This is a genomic window from Streptomyces sp. NPDC056347 (assembly GCF_042262625.1).
GTDB lineage: Bacteria > Actinomycetota > Actinomycetes > Streptomycetales > Streptomycetaceae > Streptomyces.
Genome location: NZ_JBHJQP010000057.1, coordinates 23,902 through 37,907 on the forward strand (window position 1 = coordinate 23,902; position 14,006 = coordinate 37,907).

General features: G+C 71.9%; 11 protein-coding genes, 1 tRNA gene and 1 pseudogene. 4 read left to right on the top strand and 9 right to left on the bottom strand.

Features of this window, described 5'->3' with window-relative positions:
- Positions 1–117 precede the first annotated feature (117 nt).
- Positions 118–2,847, top strand: a complete 2,730-nt coding sequence (gene ppc / locus ACFCV8_RS15730; protein WP_376685899.1) for a phosphoenolpyruvate carboxylase — start codon at positions 118–120, stop codon at positions 2,845–2,847.
- Between the two features lie 33 nt (positions 2,848–2,880).
- Here the strand turns inward: ppc and ACFCV8_RS15735 are convergent, their stop codons facing one another.
- The 7 genes from ACFCV8_RS15735 to ACFCV8_RS15765 form a co-directional block, all read right to left on the bottom strand.
- Positions 2,881–3,351 (bottom strand): hypothetical protein, encoded by a 471-nt coding sequence (locus tag ACFCV8_RS15735; protein ID WP_376685900.1) that lies wholly within the window; start codon positions 3,349–3,351, stop codon positions 2,881–2,883.
- Positions 3,352–3,458: 107 nt separating this feature from the next.
- On the bottom strand, positions 3,459–4,052 hold the full coding sequence (pth, locus tag ACFCV8_RS15740) for an aminoacyl-tRNA hydrolase (RefSeq protein WP_376685901.1): 594 nt from the start codon (positions 4,050–4,052) through the stop codon (positions 3,459–3,461).
- A 140-nt stretch (positions 4,053–4,192) separates the two neighbouring features.
- Positions 4,193–4,777 carry a 50S ribosomal protein L25/general stress protein Ctc gene (locus ACFCV8_RS15745; protein WP_376685902.1) on the bottom strand — a complete coding sequence of 195 codons (585 nt, stop codon included), beginning with the start codon at positions 4,775–4,777 and terminating at the stop codon, positions 4,193–4,195.
- A 180-nt stretch (positions 4,778–4,957) separates the two neighbouring features.
- A complete protein-coding gene (locus ACFCV8_RS15750) occupies positions 4,958–5,932 on the bottom strand; it encodes a ribose-phosphate diphosphokinase (protein ID WP_352276880.1) in 975 nt (324 codons plus the stop codon).
- Between the two features lie 118 nt (positions 5,933–6,050).
- The gene (gene glmU, locus ACFCV8_RS15755; RefSeq protein ID WP_376685903.1) at positions 6,051–7,499 is read right to left on the bottom strand and encodes a bifunctional UDP-N-acetylglucosamine diphosphorylase/glucosamine-1-phosphate N-acetyltransferase GlmU; all 1,449 of its coding nucleotides are present in this window, start codon (positions 7,497–7,499) and stop codon (positions 6,051–6,053) included.
- Between the two features lie 139 nt (positions 7,500–7,638).
- A tRNA-Gln gene (locus ACFCV8_RS15760) sits at positions 7,639–7,709 on the bottom strand.
- Positions 7,710–7,720: 11 nt separating this feature from the next.
- Positions 7,721–8,593 carry a hypothetical protein gene (locus ACFCV8_RS15765; protein ID WP_376685904.1) on the bottom strand — a complete coding sequence of 291 codons (873 nt, stop codon included), beginning with the start codon at positions 8,591–8,593 and terminating at the stop codon, positions 7,721–7,723.
- 155 nt (positions 8,594–8,748) lie between these two features.
- On the opposite strand from ACFCV8_RS15765, the gene ACFCV8_RS15770 reads away from it, so the two are divergent.
- Positions 8,749–10,065 (top strand): histidine kinase, encoded by a 1,317-nt coding sequence (locus ACFCV8_RS15770; RefSeq protein WP_376685905.1) that lies wholly within the window; start codon positions 8,749–8,751, stop codon positions 10,063–10,065.
- 167 nt (positions 10,066–10,232) lie between these two features.
- On the opposite strand, the gene ACFCV8_RS15775 is transcribed toward ACFCV8_RS15770, so the two are convergent.
- Together ACFCV8_RS15775 and ACFCV8_RS15780 are read right to left on the bottom strand one after the other, a co-directional pair.
- Positions 10,233–10,766 carry an SUKH-3 domain-containing protein gene (locus tag ACFCV8_RS15775; RefSeq protein ID WP_376685906.1) on the bottom strand — a complete coding sequence of 178 codons (534 nt, stop codon included), beginning with the start codon at positions 10,764–10,766 and terminating at the stop codon, positions 10,233–10,235.
- A 10-nt stretch (positions 10,767–10,776) separates the two neighbouring features.
- Complete coding sequence (locus ACFCV8_RS15780; RefSeq protein WP_376685907.1) at positions 10,777–11,301, bottom strand: YwqJ-related putative deaminase; 525 nt, start codon at positions 11,299–11,301, stop codon at positions 10,777–10,779.
- 361 nt (positions 11,302–11,662) lie between these two features.
- On the opposite strand from ACFCV8_RS15780, the gene ACFCV8_RS15785 reads away from it, so the two are divergent.
- Both ACFCV8_RS15785 and ACFCV8_RS15790 read left to right on the top strand, forming a co-directional pair.
- Positions 11,663–12,640 carry an SMI1/KNR4 family protein gene (locus ACFCV8_RS15785; protein ID WP_376685908.1) on the top strand — a complete coding sequence of 326 codons (978 nt, stop codon included), beginning with the start codon at positions 11,663–11,665 and terminating at the stop codon, positions 12,638–12,640.
- A gap of 5 nt (positions 12,641–12,645) precedes the next feature.
- Positions 12,646–14,006 (top strand): annotated as a pseudogene (locus ACFCV8_RS15790) (hypothetical protein); the annotation flags it as partial.

The following is a 14,006-nucleotide window of genomic DNA, read 5'->3' on the forward strand; positions in this document are numbered from 1 at the left end:
TCCTGAACGGAGTCGGACAGCGCGGTCCGCACTCTGCTTTCCCGGGGTGGTGGCAGCACCGCAGCCCGTACGGCCCCGGAGACCCCCGTGCTCAACCACTGCAAGGAGCCGCACACCGTGAGCAGTGCCGACCAGACACCTGCTGCCAGCACCGAGCTGCGCGCCGACATCCGCCGCCTCGGCGACCTCCTCGGCGAGACCCTCGTACGCCAGGAGAGCCAGGAGCTCCTCGACCTCGTCGAACGGGTCCGCGCGCTGACCCGTACCGACGGCGAAGCCGCCGCCCGGCTCCTCGGCGAGACGGACCTGGAGACCGCCGCCCAGCTCGTCCGCGCCTTCTCCACCTACTTCCACCTCGCCAACGTCACCGAACAGGTGCACCGCGCCCGCGAGATGCGCGACCGCCGCGCCGCCGAGGGCGGACTCCTCGCCCGCACCGCCGACCGCCTCAAGGACGCCGACCCCGAGCACCTGCGCGAGACGGTCAAGAACCTCAACGTGCGCCCCGTCTTCACCGCACACCCCACCGAGGCCGCCCGCCGCTCCGTCCTCAACAAGCTCCGCCGCATCGCCGCACTCCTGGAGACCCCCGTCGTCGAGGCCGACCGCCGCCGACAGGACCTCCGCCTCGCCGAGAACATCGACCTCATCTGGCAGACCGACGAGCTGCGCGTCGTCCGCCCCGAGCCGACCGACGAGGCCCGCAACGCCATCTACTACCTCGACGAACTCCACGCCGAGGCCGTCGGCGACGTCCTGGAGGACCTCGCCGCCGAACTCGACCGGGTGGGCGTCGAGCTGCCCGCCGGAACCCGCCCCCTCACCTTCGGAACCTGGATCGGCGGCGACCGCGACGGCAACCCCAACGTGACCCCCGCCGTCACCTGGGACGTCCTGATCCTCCAGCACGAGCACGGCATCACCGACGCCCTCGAACTCATCGACCACCTGCGCGGACTGCTCTCCAACTCCATCCGCTACACCGGCGCCACCGACGAACTCCTCGCCTCCCTCGAAACCGACCTGGAACGCCTCCCCGAGATCAGCCCCCGCTACAAGCGGCTGAACGCCGAGGAGCCCTACCGGCTCAAGGCCACCTGCATCCGGCAGAAGCTCGTCAACACCCGCGAACGCCTCGCCGCCGGCACCCCGCACCGCCCCGGCTGCGACTACCTCGGCACCGCCGAACTCATCGCCGACCTCGAACTCATCCAGACCTCACTGCGCGAGCACCGCGGCGGACTCTTCGCCGACGGCCGGATGGACCGCACCATCCGCACCCTCGCCGCCTTCGGCCTCCAGCTCGCCACCATGGACGTACGCGAGCACGCCGACGCCCACCACCACGCCCTCGGCCAGCTCTTCGACCGGCTCGGCGAGGAGTCCTGGCGCTACGCCGACATGCCGCGCGACTACCGGCAGAAGCTCCTCGCCAAGGAACTCCGCTCCCGCCGCCCCCTCGCCCCGACCCCGGCCCCGCTGGACGCCGCCGGCGAGAAGACCCTCGGCGTCTTCCACACCATCAAGGAAGCCTTCGAACGCTTCGGCCCCGAAGTCATCGAGTCCTACATCATCTCGATGTGCCAGGGCGCCGACGACGTCTTCGCCGCCGCCGTCCTCGCCCGCGAGGCCGGACTCGTCGACCTGCACGCCGGCTGGGCCAAGATCGGCATCGTGCCGCTCCTGGAGACCACCGACGAACTGCGCGCCGCCGACGTCATCCTCGACGAGATGCTCGCCGACCCCTCCTACCGCCGCCTCGTCTCACTCCGCGGCGACGTCCAGGAGGTCATGCTCGGCTACTCCGACTCCTCGAAGTTCGGCGGCATCACCACCTCCCAGTGGGAGATCCACCGCGCCCAGCGCCGCCTGCGCGACGTCGCCCACCGCTACGGCGTACGCCTGCGCCTCTTCCACGGCCGCGGCGGCACCGTCGGCCGCGGCGGCGGCCCCTCGCACGACGCGATCCTCGCCCAGCCCTGGGGCACCCTGGAGGGCGAGATCAAGGTCACCGAACAGGGCGAGGTCATCTCCGACAAGTACCTCATCCCGGCCCTCGCCCGGGAGAACCTGGAACTGACCGTCGCGGCCACCCTCCAGGCCTCCGCCCTGCACACCGCACCCCGCCAGTCCGACGAGGCCCTCGCCCGCTGGGACGCGGCCATGGACACCGTCTCCGACGCGGCGCACGCCGCGTACCGCAGGCTCGTCGAGGACCCCGACCTGCCGACGTACTTCCTCGCCTCCACACCGGTCGACCAGCTCGCCGACCTGCACCTGGGCTCGCGGCCCTCCCGCCGCCCCGGCTCGGGCGTCTCGCTCGACGGACTCCGCGCCATCCCGTGGGTCTTCGGCTGGACCCAGTCCCGCCAGATCGTCCCCGGCTGGTACGGCGTCGGCTCCGGCCTCAAGGCCCTGCGCGAGGCCGGCCTGGACACCGTCCTGGACGAGATGCACGAACAGTGGCACTTCTTCCGGAACTTCATCTCCAACGTCGAGATGACCCTCGCCAAGACCGACCTGCGGATCGCCCGCCACTACGTCGACACCCTCGTCCCCGACGAACTGAAGCACGTCTTCGACGCCATCGAGGCCGAACACGAGCTGACCGTGCGCGAGGTCCTGCGGGTGACCGGCTCCACCGAACTCCTCGGCACCAGCCCCGTCCTCCAGCAGACCTTCGCCATCCGCGACGCCTACCTGGACCCCATCTCCTACCTCCAGGTCTCCCTGCTGGCCCGCCAGCGGGAAGCCGCCGCACGGGGCGAGGACCCGGACCCGCTGCTCGCCAGGGCCCTCCTGCTCACCGTCAACGGCGTGGCCGCCGGCCTGCGCAACACCGGCTGACCCAGCACCCCGACCGGACCGGGTGCGGCCCGCTCACAGCGCGAAGAACGTCGCCACGAGCAGGACCGCACCCGCGATCCCGGTGCACCAGCCGATCCGCGACAGCCGCAGACCGCCACCGATCACCAGACCCGCCAGCAGCAACGCACCACCCAGCGGCACCCAGGCATGCAGAAAACCGGGTGTCCCGGTCCGCACCACATCGTCCGTACCCGGCTTCACCACCACCGGGAAACGGTCGCCGCGCCGCGCCGCGACGGAACTGTCGATCGTCACCCGGGACCGCGCCGCGCCCTCGCCCGACGGCACGAACGGCCCCGTGCACACATCGGCACCGCACCCGGTCACCGTCATCGTGCCGCGCTCACGGTCCTTGGCCAGAATGATGTGATGCGCCTCGTCCCAGGACGACAGCGCACCCGCCACCAGCAACAGCAGGACGACACAGCCCATGGCGGCATTGCGGGCGAAAACCAGGGCGCGGTGGGAGGAGCTCCGCTTCATGGGGAGCGATCCTTGGGCAGACCGGCGCCACAGGTCAACTCATGGCCGAAAATCGCTGGAGTACCGGCAGGAATGTCAGAGTTGCACGTGTCTCCCACGCGCCCCGCTCACGAGTTGTACGCGCTCTGCGCCCGCTCCAGCCCCTCGGCCAGCAGACACTCCACCGCGTCCGCCGACCGGTCCACCAGATAGGCGAGCTCCTTGCGCTCGGTGGACGAGAAGTCCTTCAGCACGAAGTCCGCGACCTGCATCCGCCCCGGCGGACGGCCGATCCCGAACCGCACCCGGTGGTAGTCCGCCCCCAGCGACTTGGTGATCGACTTCAGCCCGTTGTGCCCGTTGTCGCCGCCGCCCAGCTTGAGGCGCAGCGTCCCGTAGTCGATGTCCAGCTCGTCGTGGACCGCCACGACGTGGTCCACCGGCACCTTGTAGAAGTCGCGCAGCGCCGTGACCGGGCCGCCCGACAGGTTCATGTACGACATCGGCTTCACCAGCACCACCCGCCGGCTCAGCGGCCCGGGCGGACCCACCCGGCCCTCCACCACCTGCGCCTGTGCCTTCTGCGCCCGCTTGAACTTCCCGCCGATCCGCTCGGCCAGCAGGTCGGCCACCATGAAGCCAACGTTGTGCCGGTTCGCCGCGTACTCGGGGCCGGGGTTGCCGAGGCCCACGATGAGCCAGGGTGCGGTGGCGTCGGACATCTCTGCTCGGTCTCCTCGCGTACGACGAACGGGGGGCTGACGGATTGCGCTGACGGGACGGGCCGACAACAGGGAAACGGGGCGGCGGGTCCCCGAAGAAGGAAACCGCCGCCCCGTCAGTGAAGCAGGAGGGGCGAGGCTCAGGCCTCGGCGCCCTCTTCGGCGCCCTCGGCGGCCGGCTCCTCGGCCTGCGCGGCCAGGACCTGCAGCACCACGGCGTCCTCGTCACCGGCCAGCACGGTGCCCTGGGGCAGCGTGATGTCCTTGGCGTGGATCGACGCACCGGCGTCCAGGCCCGCGACCGAGACCGTCACGGACTCGGGGATGTGCGTGGCCTCGGCCTCGACGAGCAGGGTGTTCTGGACGTACTCCAGCAGGTTGCCGCCGGGGGCCAGCTCGCCCTCGACGTGCACCGCGACCTCGACGCTGACCTTCTCGCCGCGCTTGACGGTGAGCAGGTCGACGTGCTCGATGTCGCCCCTGAGCGGGTTGCGCTGCACGGCCTTGGGGATGACCAGGGCGTCCTTGCCCTCGATGTCCAGGGAGATCAGCACGTTGGCGGTCTTGAGCGCCATCATCAGGGCGTGGCCCGGCAGGGTGACGTGGACCGGCTCGGCACCGTGGCCGTAGACGACCGCGGGGACCAGGTTGGCGCGGCGGGTGCGACGGGCGGCGCCCTTGCCGAACTCGGAACGGATCTGGGCGTCGAGCTTGACCTCGGCCATGACTGCACTCCTCGTGGGGTGACGAAATCGGAAGGTCACCCGGCCACGACTGGCCTGCTACGAAGAGCGCGTCGATAACGGACCGCCGTACCCATGAGTACGGCCTCCCTCGCCGAGCAACTCACTGAGTCTACCCGGCGAAGGAGGCCGTCCCAAAGTGGATCTTCGAAAGCGTGGTTCCTACTGCTCCTCGAAGAGGCTCGTCACCGAGCCGTCCTCGAAGACCTCGCGCACCGCGCGCGCGATCGTCGGCGCGATCGAGAGCACCGTGATCTTGTCGAGCTCCAGCTCGCCCGGGGTCGGCAGGGTGTCGGTGAAGACGAACTCGCTGACCTTGGAGTTCTTCAGCCGGTCCGCGGCCGGACCCGAGAGCACACCGTGGGTGGCCGTCACTATGACGTCCTCGGCACCGTGCGCGAACAGGGCGTCGGCGGCGGCGCAGATCGTGCCACCGGTGTCGATCATGTCGTCGACCAGGACACAGACCCGGCCCTTCACATTGCCGACGACCTCGTGGACGGTCACCTGGTTGGCGACGTCCTTGTCACGGCGCTTGTGCACGATGGCCAGCGGGGCGTCCAGCCGGTCGCACCAGCGGTCGGCGACCCGCACGCGGCCCGCGTCCGGGGAGACGATCGTCAGCTTCGAGCGGTCGACCTTGGCACCGACGTAGTCGGCCAGGATCGGCAGCGCGAACAGGTGGTCCACCGGGCCGTCGAAGAAGCCCTGGATCTGGTCCGTGTGCAGGTCCACGGTGAGGATGCGGTCGGCACCCGCCGTCTTCATCAGGTCGGCGACCAGACGGGCCGAGATCGGCTCGCGGCCGCGGTGCTTCTTGTCCTGGCGGGCGTACCCGTAGAACGGGACGATCACCGTGATGGAGCGGGCCGAGGCGCGCTTCAGCGCGTCCAGCATGATCAGCTGCTCCATCACCCACTTGTTGATCGGAGCGGTGTGGCTCTGGATCAGGAAGCAGTCGGCGCCGCGGGCGGACTCCTGGAAGCGGACGTAGATCTCGCCGTTGGCGAAATCGAAGGCCTTGGTCGGCACGAGACCGACACCCAGCTGGTGTGCGACCTCCTCGGCAAGCTCGGGGTGGGCGCGGCCGGAGAAGAGCATCAGTTTCTTCTCGCCGGTCGTCTTGATCCCGGTCACAGCACAGTCTCCTCAGACGTGGTCCTGGCCCCGCGCATGTGTCCCGATGTGCGACGAGCCAGCCGAAATGGGGTGAGCATCTATCACGGTACGCCGTGCTCGGCGCACCTGTTTCCGGTCAGCTTTCGCCGATGTGCTCCGAGGCGGCGGCCTGAGCCGCCTGGGCGGCGCCGCTTCCCGGTCGCTTGCGAGCCACCCAACCCTCGATATTCCTTTGCTGGCCGCGTGCGACGGCCAGCGAACCGGGCGGTACGTCCTTGGTGATGACCGAGCCGGCGGCGGTGTAGACGCCGTCCCCGACCGTGACGGGAGCCACAAACATATTGTCCGCCCCGGTGCGGCAGTGGGAGCCGATCGTGGTGTGGTGCTTGGCCTCGCCGTCGTAGTTCACGAAGACGCTCGCGGCACCGATGTTGGTGTGGTCGCCGATCGTGGCGTCCCCGACATAGCTCAGGTGCGGGACCTTGGTGCCCTCGCCGATCGTGGCGTTCTTCAGCTCCACGTACGTACCGGCCTTGGACTTGGCGCCGAGCCGGGCGCCGGGCCGCAGATAGGCGTACGGGCCGACCGTCGCGCCCGCGCCGATCTCCGCGCCGTCCGCCACCGTGTTGTCCACCCGGGCGCCCGCGCCGACCGCGGTGTCCTTGAGCCGGGAGTTCGGGCCCACCTCGGAGTCCTCGCCCAGGTGGGTGGTGCCGAGCAGCTGCGTGCCCGGGTGCACGACCGCGTCCCGCTCGTACGTCACGGTCACGTCGATCAGCGTGGACGCGGGGTCCACGACCGTCACCCCGGCCGTCATGGCCCGCTCCAGCAGTCGCAGGTTGAGCAGCCGCCGGGCCTCGGCCAGCTGGACCCGGTTGTTGATGCCGAGGATCTCGCGGTGGTCGTCGGCGACCGAGGCGCCCACCCGGTGGCCGGCCTCGCGCAGGATCGACAGGACGTCGGTGAGGTACTCCTCGCCCTGGCTGTTGTCGGTGCCGATCCTGCCGAGGGCGTCGGCGAGGAGGCGGCCGTCGAAGGCGAAGACCCCGGAGTTGATCTCCCGGATAGCGCGCTGGGCGTCGGTGGCGTCCTTGTGCTCGACGATCCCGGTGACCGCGCCGTCGGCCGGGTCGCGGACGATCCGGCCGTAGCCGGTGGAGTCGGGGACCTCGGCGGTCAGGACGGTGACGGCGTTGCCGTCGGCCGTGTGGGTGGCGGCGAGCGCGCGGAGCGTCCCGCCGGAGAGCAGCGGGGTGTCGCCGCAGACCACGATCACGGTCCCGTCGACGGAGCCGCCCAGCGCGCCGAGGCCGACGCGCACGGCGTTGCCGGTGCCCTTCTGCTCGGGCTGGTGGGCGGTGCGCAGCCGCTCGTCGACGGTGGCGAGATGCGTGCCGACCTGCTCAGCGGCGTGGCCGACGACCACGACGAGGTGTTCGGGGTCCAGCTCGCGGGAGGCGGTGACGACATGCCCGACGAGCGAGCGCCCGGAGATCTCGTGGAGGACCTTGGGAGTCTTCGACTTCATGCGGGTGCCCTCACCCGCTGCGAGGACGACGACGGCTGCCGGGCGATCGGAGCTCACGGAAATGCCCTTCGGCTTCGGGTGGTGGACACCCGAAGGATACCGGGGGGCTGTTGGGCGGGCATGGGTACGGGCCCCGACCTGCTGGCCGGGGCCCGTCATGGTGCTTCGCGGTACTCCGTGGCACCGCTTCCTGCTGCTCCCGGGGAAGGAATCGAACCCTCATTCAATGGACCAAAACCATTTGTCCTGCCATTAGACGACCCGGGATAGATCGAGCCTTATGTCCGTATTCCTTGATCGGCTCGCTTTCCGGCCTCTACTATGCCGTACCACCAGCCCTCGATGCGACGGTACAGGTCGGCGCTTTTCAGAACGCGCACCACCAGGCAACCCCGGTAGTTCTCCCCGACGTTCTTCCGGTTGGTCCTCGGGGAGTGCTTCTTGACGGACGTCTTGCCGAACGCGGAGGCCCCGGATCCGGTCAGCGCGGCCCAGAACCGCTCGGCCGACCCGATGTCGGCGGTCTCGTGGATGTGCACGTGAAAGCGGAGGCGGTCGTCGTCCACCCCCAGCAGGCGGAGCCAGGCGAGGAAGAGTTCGATCATGGCGGGGTCGCTGTTGGTGAAGGTGACCCTCTCCTGCGGCCGGTGCGGCTTGGCCTTGGTGCCCTCGGCCCAGTAGAGGCCCACCCCCAGCAGGAAGAGTTCGCGCGGGCTCATGGCGCCGATCTCGGCCGCCGCCCTCTTCTTCGTCTCTACGCGCTCCTCGTCGCGCCGCCGAAGAGTCGTTTCCCAGCCGCGCCTGGCGATGGCCGACGCCTCCTGTCGGGTCCGCTTGCGCTCCGGCTTCGGCAGGTCCCGCACCCACAGCGAGATCGAACTCTTCGAGCACCCCAGCTCCAGCTGGATCCGGTCGTACGTCATGCCCTGGCGGCGCAGCTCCCGGGCCCTCTCGCGGAGGTCGTCCCTGGCGCGCGGCCGCTTCGTCCAGTCCGGGGCCGGCTCGCCCCGGACGAGGCGGCCCAGGACGTCGTTGTTGTGGATGTGCAGCCGGTCGCGGATCTGGCGCAGGCTGAGGCCCTCCCGGCGCAGGGCGATCGCCTGTTCGCGCAGATTCTCGAAGTCGGCATATCTGCTCGTGATCTTCGTCATGCGGAGAGCGTCGTCCGGAATGCGGACGTCCGGTGCGAAAGGCCGCTCGATTCGCTATTTCAAGCGATAAGCGGCTGTTCCGCCTCCGGATGATGGCCGCCTGTGCTGCCCCGGTCACCCGGAACGGGGCCGTGGCCGCCCGTAGGGTGGATGCCATGACCGCAACGGGGGCAGATCAGGACGCGGCGGGGCCGGCCCCCCGCGGCTACTGGTGGTGGGAGCGGCGGCGCAGTGCCGCCCTGGACGTGGGGCTCGGGATCCTCTCGGCGCTGGAGTGCGCGCTGGAGGGGGTGGATTTCGCCGGGGACGCCGGGCTGCCGGTGCCGGTGGGGGTGCTGTTCGGACTGCTGGTGGGGTCGGTCCTGGTGCTGCGGCGGCGCTGGCCGATCGCGGTGGTGCTGGTGGCGATCGCCACGGCGCCGGCCGGGATGGCGTTCCTGATGGGGCTGGTCGGCCTGTACAGCCTGGCCGCCTCGGAGGTGCCGCGCCGGATCACCGCCGTGCTGACCGGGATGTCCTTCGCGGGCTCGTTCATCGTGACGTACGTACGGCTGCGCCAGAACGTGGCGGAGCAGGCGGACTTCGGCCCCGGCGACTGGTACGTACCGCTGATCTCGCTGTTCATGTCGCTCGGGCTGACCGCCCCGCCCGTGCTGCTCGGCCTCTACATAGGGGCCCGGCGGCGGCTGATGGAGAGCCTGCGGGAGCGGGCGGACTCGCTGGAGCGGGAGCTGTCGCTGCTCGCGGACCGGGCCGAGGAGCGGGCCGAGTGGGCGCGTGCGGAGGAGCGGCACCGGATCGCGCGGGAGATGCACGACGTGGTCGCCCACCGGGTCAGCCTGATGGTGGTGCATGCCGCCGCGCTCCAGGCGGTCGCGCCGAAGGACCCCGCGAAGGCGGTGCGGAACGCGGCGCTGGTCGGGGACATGGGGCGGCAGGCGCTGACGGAGCTGCGCGAGATGCTCGGGGTGCTGCGGGCGGGTGAGCCGGTGACGTCCCGCCCGGCCGGGGTGCCGTTGGCCTCGGTCGGTCAGGCGGCGGCGGCCGCGGCTGCCGGCGCCACGGAGGACGGGCCGCGGCTGCGTGAGGTGGAGGCCCTGGTGGGGCAGTCCCGGGCGGCGGGGATGACGGTGGAGCTGTCGGTGGACGGCGAGGCGCGCGCGTATCCGCCCGAGGTCGAGCAGACGGCGTACCGGGTGGTGCAGGAGGCGTTGACCAACGTGCACAAGCACGCGGCGGGTGCCAGGACCTGGGTGCGGCTGGCGCACCGGGGCGCGGAGGTCGCGATGCAGGTGGAGAACGGTCCGTCGGACGCGGCGACGGCGGACGCGGGGCTGCCGAGCGGCGGGAACGGGCTGGTCGGCATGCGGGAGCGGGTGCTGGGGCTGGGCGGGGTCTTCGTCTCGGGGCCGACGGACGCGGGCGGCTTCCGGGTGTCGGCGGTGCTGCCGGTCGAGGGCTCGGCGGCCTGATCCCCGGTTTTCGGGGTCCGGGGCGGTACGGGTCCCCGGTTCGGTGTCCGGGGCGGTACGGGTTCGGCGGCCCGGCGGCCTGATCCCGGTTCGGGGGCGGGATCAGGCCGGGGTCCGGGGCGGTCCGGGGTCCGGGGGCGAGGGCCGGTACCGGACCGCGGGGCGGCTCAGCCCGGGATCAGGCGTTCCGGCTGGATGCCCGAGACGAGGGTGGCCAGCGCCTGGTCGATGTCCGGGCCGAGGTACCAGTCGCCGGTGTGGTCGATGCTGTAGACGCGGCCCTCGGCGTCGATCGCCAGCACGGCCTGTCCGTCGCCCTCCTCGCCCAGCGGGCTGATCTCGGTCTCCAGGGCCCGGCCGAGGTCGCCGAAGGTGCGGGCCAGATGGAGCCCGCTCAGCGGGTCGATGCGTACGGAGGCGGGCGCGATCTGGCGGCCCGGGGCGGAGGCGGTGATGCGCAGCCCGCCGAATTCGGCCCACGCCTCCACGGCGGCCGGGAACACCGCGTGCCGGTGACCGGCGGGGGAGGTGTGCGAGCTCAGCGCGTCGGCCCATTCCTCGGCCTGGCGGATGTCCCAGCGGCCCGGTTCCCAGCCGGCGGCGCGCAGGGCGGCGTCCACGGAGACGGGGAAGCGGGTGGTGGTGTTCCGGTCGCGTCCCGCGGGGCCCGTCTGTGCGGGGAGGTCGGTTCGGTCGTGCATCGGCGTGCGGTCAGCCCTTCTCGGCGGTGGTCGCGGCCGTGGGCGTCGTCAGGTCGACGGGGCGTACGCCGAAGTGGGCGAGCATGGCCGTGCAGGAGCGGCACGGGGGCGCGTAGCTGCCGTGCATGGGGTCGCCGTCCTCGCGGATGCGCCGCGCGGTGAGCCGGGAGTGCTTGAGCGCGCGCCGGGCCTCGCCGTTGGTCAGCGGCTTGCGCTGGGCGCGCTTGGAGCGGGTGGACTCGGCGGCGGTGAGCTGCCGGGAGAGGAGTATCGCTTCGGGGCAGCGGCCGGTGAAGCGTTCGCGCCGACCGCTGGGGAGGGTGTCGAGGAAGTCCTGGACGAGCGGGTGCAGCACGGGGGGCAGATCGCCCTTGCCCGCGGTGCAGGTGAGTGTTTCGCCGCGTACGGAGAGCGCTGCCGCGACCGCGGGCAGGATGCCGTCGCGGCGGTGGAGCAGCCGGGGTGTCCGGCCGCCTTCGGTGCTGCTCCAGCTGAGGCGCGGATCTCCGGATGTGACTGTTTGTGTTGTGTGCATTGGTGCTTTCCCTCCCGTGCCGGCAGCGGTAGCTGCGCGATGTGCACGCCCCCGAGTTGCGGTGACAGCCTGCCAAATGTCCGGGCTGGTGTGGAAGCTGGGGCGGTGAAACGTGCCTTCGTGTCGCGGGCCGAACGGCTTTGTGGCGTGCGTCGGGTGGGCTTCGCGGCGCGTGTCCGCACCGGGCGCGTCGCTCGTCCGTCACGTCGTTGTGACGGTTGGTGACGGTTGTGGGGAGGGCCGCGTAGGACAGGTCACATGGGCGGGACCCGCCCTTGCGTCACCGCATAGGCTGTGCGCGGACCGCCGCCCTCGGGCGGGCCGGGTCCTCACCAGCCAGACGCAGCAGGGGGCAACCGCCATGACGACAGGTCGGCTCGGGCAGCAAGCCGCGCCACCGAACGCGGCCTACGCCGGGCAGCTCGTGCATTTCCCGGACCCGGTCCGGGCGTCCCGCCACTCCGGTGGTGTGCGCATGGACGGGAACGGCAGCCCGGTCTTCACGCCGTACGCGCGTGCCGCCGCCGAGATCGCCGAACCGCCGCAGGGCTTCGGGGTCGATGAGCTGCGGCTCACCGACTACGTCTCGGCGAACGCGGCGCTGGCGGCGAGCGGCCACGAGCTGTGGGACACCATTCCGGCGGTCGCCACTCCGCACGGCTGGACCTGGCACCACGTGCCCGGCGGCCGGCGGATGGAGCTGGTCCCGGTCGAGGTGAAGGCGTTGCTGCGGCACCACGCGGGGCTGGCCGGTACGGCCGTGGACCACAACAAGCGGGGCACCCGCCCGTTGCAGGAGACCCGGCCCGCGCACTTCCGGCTACCGAAGGGTGCCGTGGCGGTGAGCGAGTCGCAGGTCCTGGGCGTGGAGGAGGACCTCGGTTACCGGCTGCCGGGGGCGTACCGCTCGTTCCTGAAGGCGGCGGGCGGTTCGGCGCCGGTCGGCGCGGCGCTCGACGCGGAGCTGGGGCTCCTGGTCGACCAGCCGTTCTTCACGGTGCGCGAGCAGGCCGGGGTGAACGACCTGGTGTACGTCAACAAGTGCCTGCGCGATCACCTCACCAAGGATTTCCTGGGCGTCGGTTTCGTCCAGGGCGGCATCATCGCGGTGAAGGTGCGGGGCAACGGTGTGGGTTCGGTGTGGTTCTGCGCCTACGACGACGCCCGGGACCAGGACGGCTGGAACGTGCAGGACCGGGTGGACCGGCTGCTGCTGCCGTGCGGTGCGGATTTCGACGCCTTCCTCCAGCGGCTGGCGGGCAACCCGCCGGAGCTGGAGACCGTGGCGAACCTGATGGTGGACGGTGGCTTCGCGCGGGCCGTCCCGGTGGAGGGGTGAGCGCGATGGTGACCTTTGCGCAGGCGCAGGAGCGCGCGGACGAGTGGATCAACGGTGACGTCCCGGCGTACCAGCACCGCGAGGTGCGGGTGCGGGAGTTCGAGCTGGGCTTCGTGGTGTGGGGCGAGGACCGTGCGGAGGGCCCCGTCTCGGACGGAGGCCGCCAGCGGCTGGTCATCGCCCGGGACAGCGGTGAGGCCACGCTGTGGCCGGGGCTGCCGGTGGGCGAGGTGATCCGGCGGTACGAGGAGGAGTACGGCGTGCGGGCCGCGGCCGCCGCAGGCGCTCCGGAGCCGCCGCAGCGGATCGACCTGAACCAGACGTCGTTCCTGCTGAGCCCCCCGGAGTGGCTCCAGGAAGCGGCCGACAAGCTGGGCATCCCGGATCACCGCGCGGGCGCCGCGCCGTCGTCCGCCCCTGCTGCCCCGGCCCCGCCGCCGGCCCCGTCAGCCCCGTCAGCCCCGGCCGCCCCGCCGGCCGCGCCCGTTCCGGGTTCGCAGGCCGTTCCGGGTTCGCAGGGCGTTCCGGGTTCGTGGGGCGGGCAGGTCGCGTACGAGCCGACCGCCAACGACGGCGTTCCGGCGGCCCCGCCTGCGGCTCCGCAGGGCGTGCCGGACGGGGCGACCCCGTGGACCGGTACGGACACGAACACGGCCACGGACTCCGCCGACGCGGAGGTGCCGCTGCCCGCCACGGTGTTCGCGCCGCCGCTCTCGGGTGCCGATGACGAGAACACCCCGCCGCCGGTGGTTCCGGCCGACGCGCCGACCGCCCTGATGTCGGGGGGCAGTCAGCTGCCCCGGACCGCGTTGGTGCCGGACCTGTCGTCGGCCCCGGGCGCGCCGGGGGCTCAGGCGCCGGGTGCGCCGGGGGTTCCGGGTGCTCCGGGTGGCGGTGGCATCGCCGACGCGACCACCGGCAAGGCCACCGTGGCTCCGCGTGGCGGTGCGCCGACCCCGCCGCCTCCGGGCGCTCCGGGCGTTCCCGGTGCCCCGGTACCGCCGCCTTCGGGGCCGGGTGCGCCCGGCGCTCCGGCGGGTGGGTACCTGCCGACCCAGCTCGCCCCCCAGATCGGTTCGCCCGGCGCGCCGGTGCCTCCGCCCGGTCCGCCCGGTGCTCCGGGTGCGCCTGGTGCTCCGGTGCCTCCGCCTCCGCCGTCTGGTTCGACGCCGCCTCCGGGTGGTGGGGTGCACCATGCCGCGACGATGCTGGCGGATCCGAGCATGGGTGGCCCCGGTGGCGTACGGCCTCCCGGTGCTCCGGGTGCGCCTGGTGCTCCGGTGCCTCCGCCTTCGCCGCCTGGTTCGACGCCGCCTCCGGGTGGTGGGGTGCACCATGCCGCGACGATGCTGGCGGACCCGAGCAT

Bases quoted from the DNA above. Each gene is read 5' to 3' on its own strand.
- ACFCV8_RS15735 (WP_376685900.1), bottom strand. From the start codon at position 3,351: ATGAAGCGGAGCTCCTCCCACCGCGCCCTGGTTTTCGCCCGCAATGCC.
- pth (WP_376685901.1), bottom strand. From the start codon at position 4,052: ATGTCCGACGCCACCGCACCCTGGCTCATCGTGGGCCTCGGCAACCCC.
- ACFCV8_RS15745 (WP_376685902.1), bottom strand. From the start codon at position 4,777: ATGGCCGAGGTCAAGCTCGACGCCCAGATCCGTTCCGAGTTCGGCAAG.
- ACFCV8_RS15765 (WP_376685904.1), bottom strand. From the start codon at position 8,593: ATGACGAAGATCACGAGCAGATATGCCGACTTCGAGAATCTGCGCGAA.
- ACFCV8_RS15770 (WP_376685905.1), top strand. From the start codon at position 8,749: ATGACCGCAACGGGGGCAGATCAGGACGCGGCGGGGCCGGCCCCCCGC.
- ACFCV8_RS15775 (WP_376685906.1), bottom strand. From the start codon at position 10,766: ATGCACGACCGAACCGACCTCCCCGCACAGACGGGCCCCGCGGGACGC.
- ACFCV8_RS15780 (WP_376685907.1), bottom strand. From the start codon at position 11,301: ATGCACACAACACAAACAGTCACATCCGGAGATCCGCGCCTCAGCTGG.
- ACFCV8_RS15785 (WP_376685908.1), top strand. From the start codon at position 11,663: ATGACGACAGGTCGGCTCGGGCAGCAAGCCGCGCCACCGAACGCGGCC.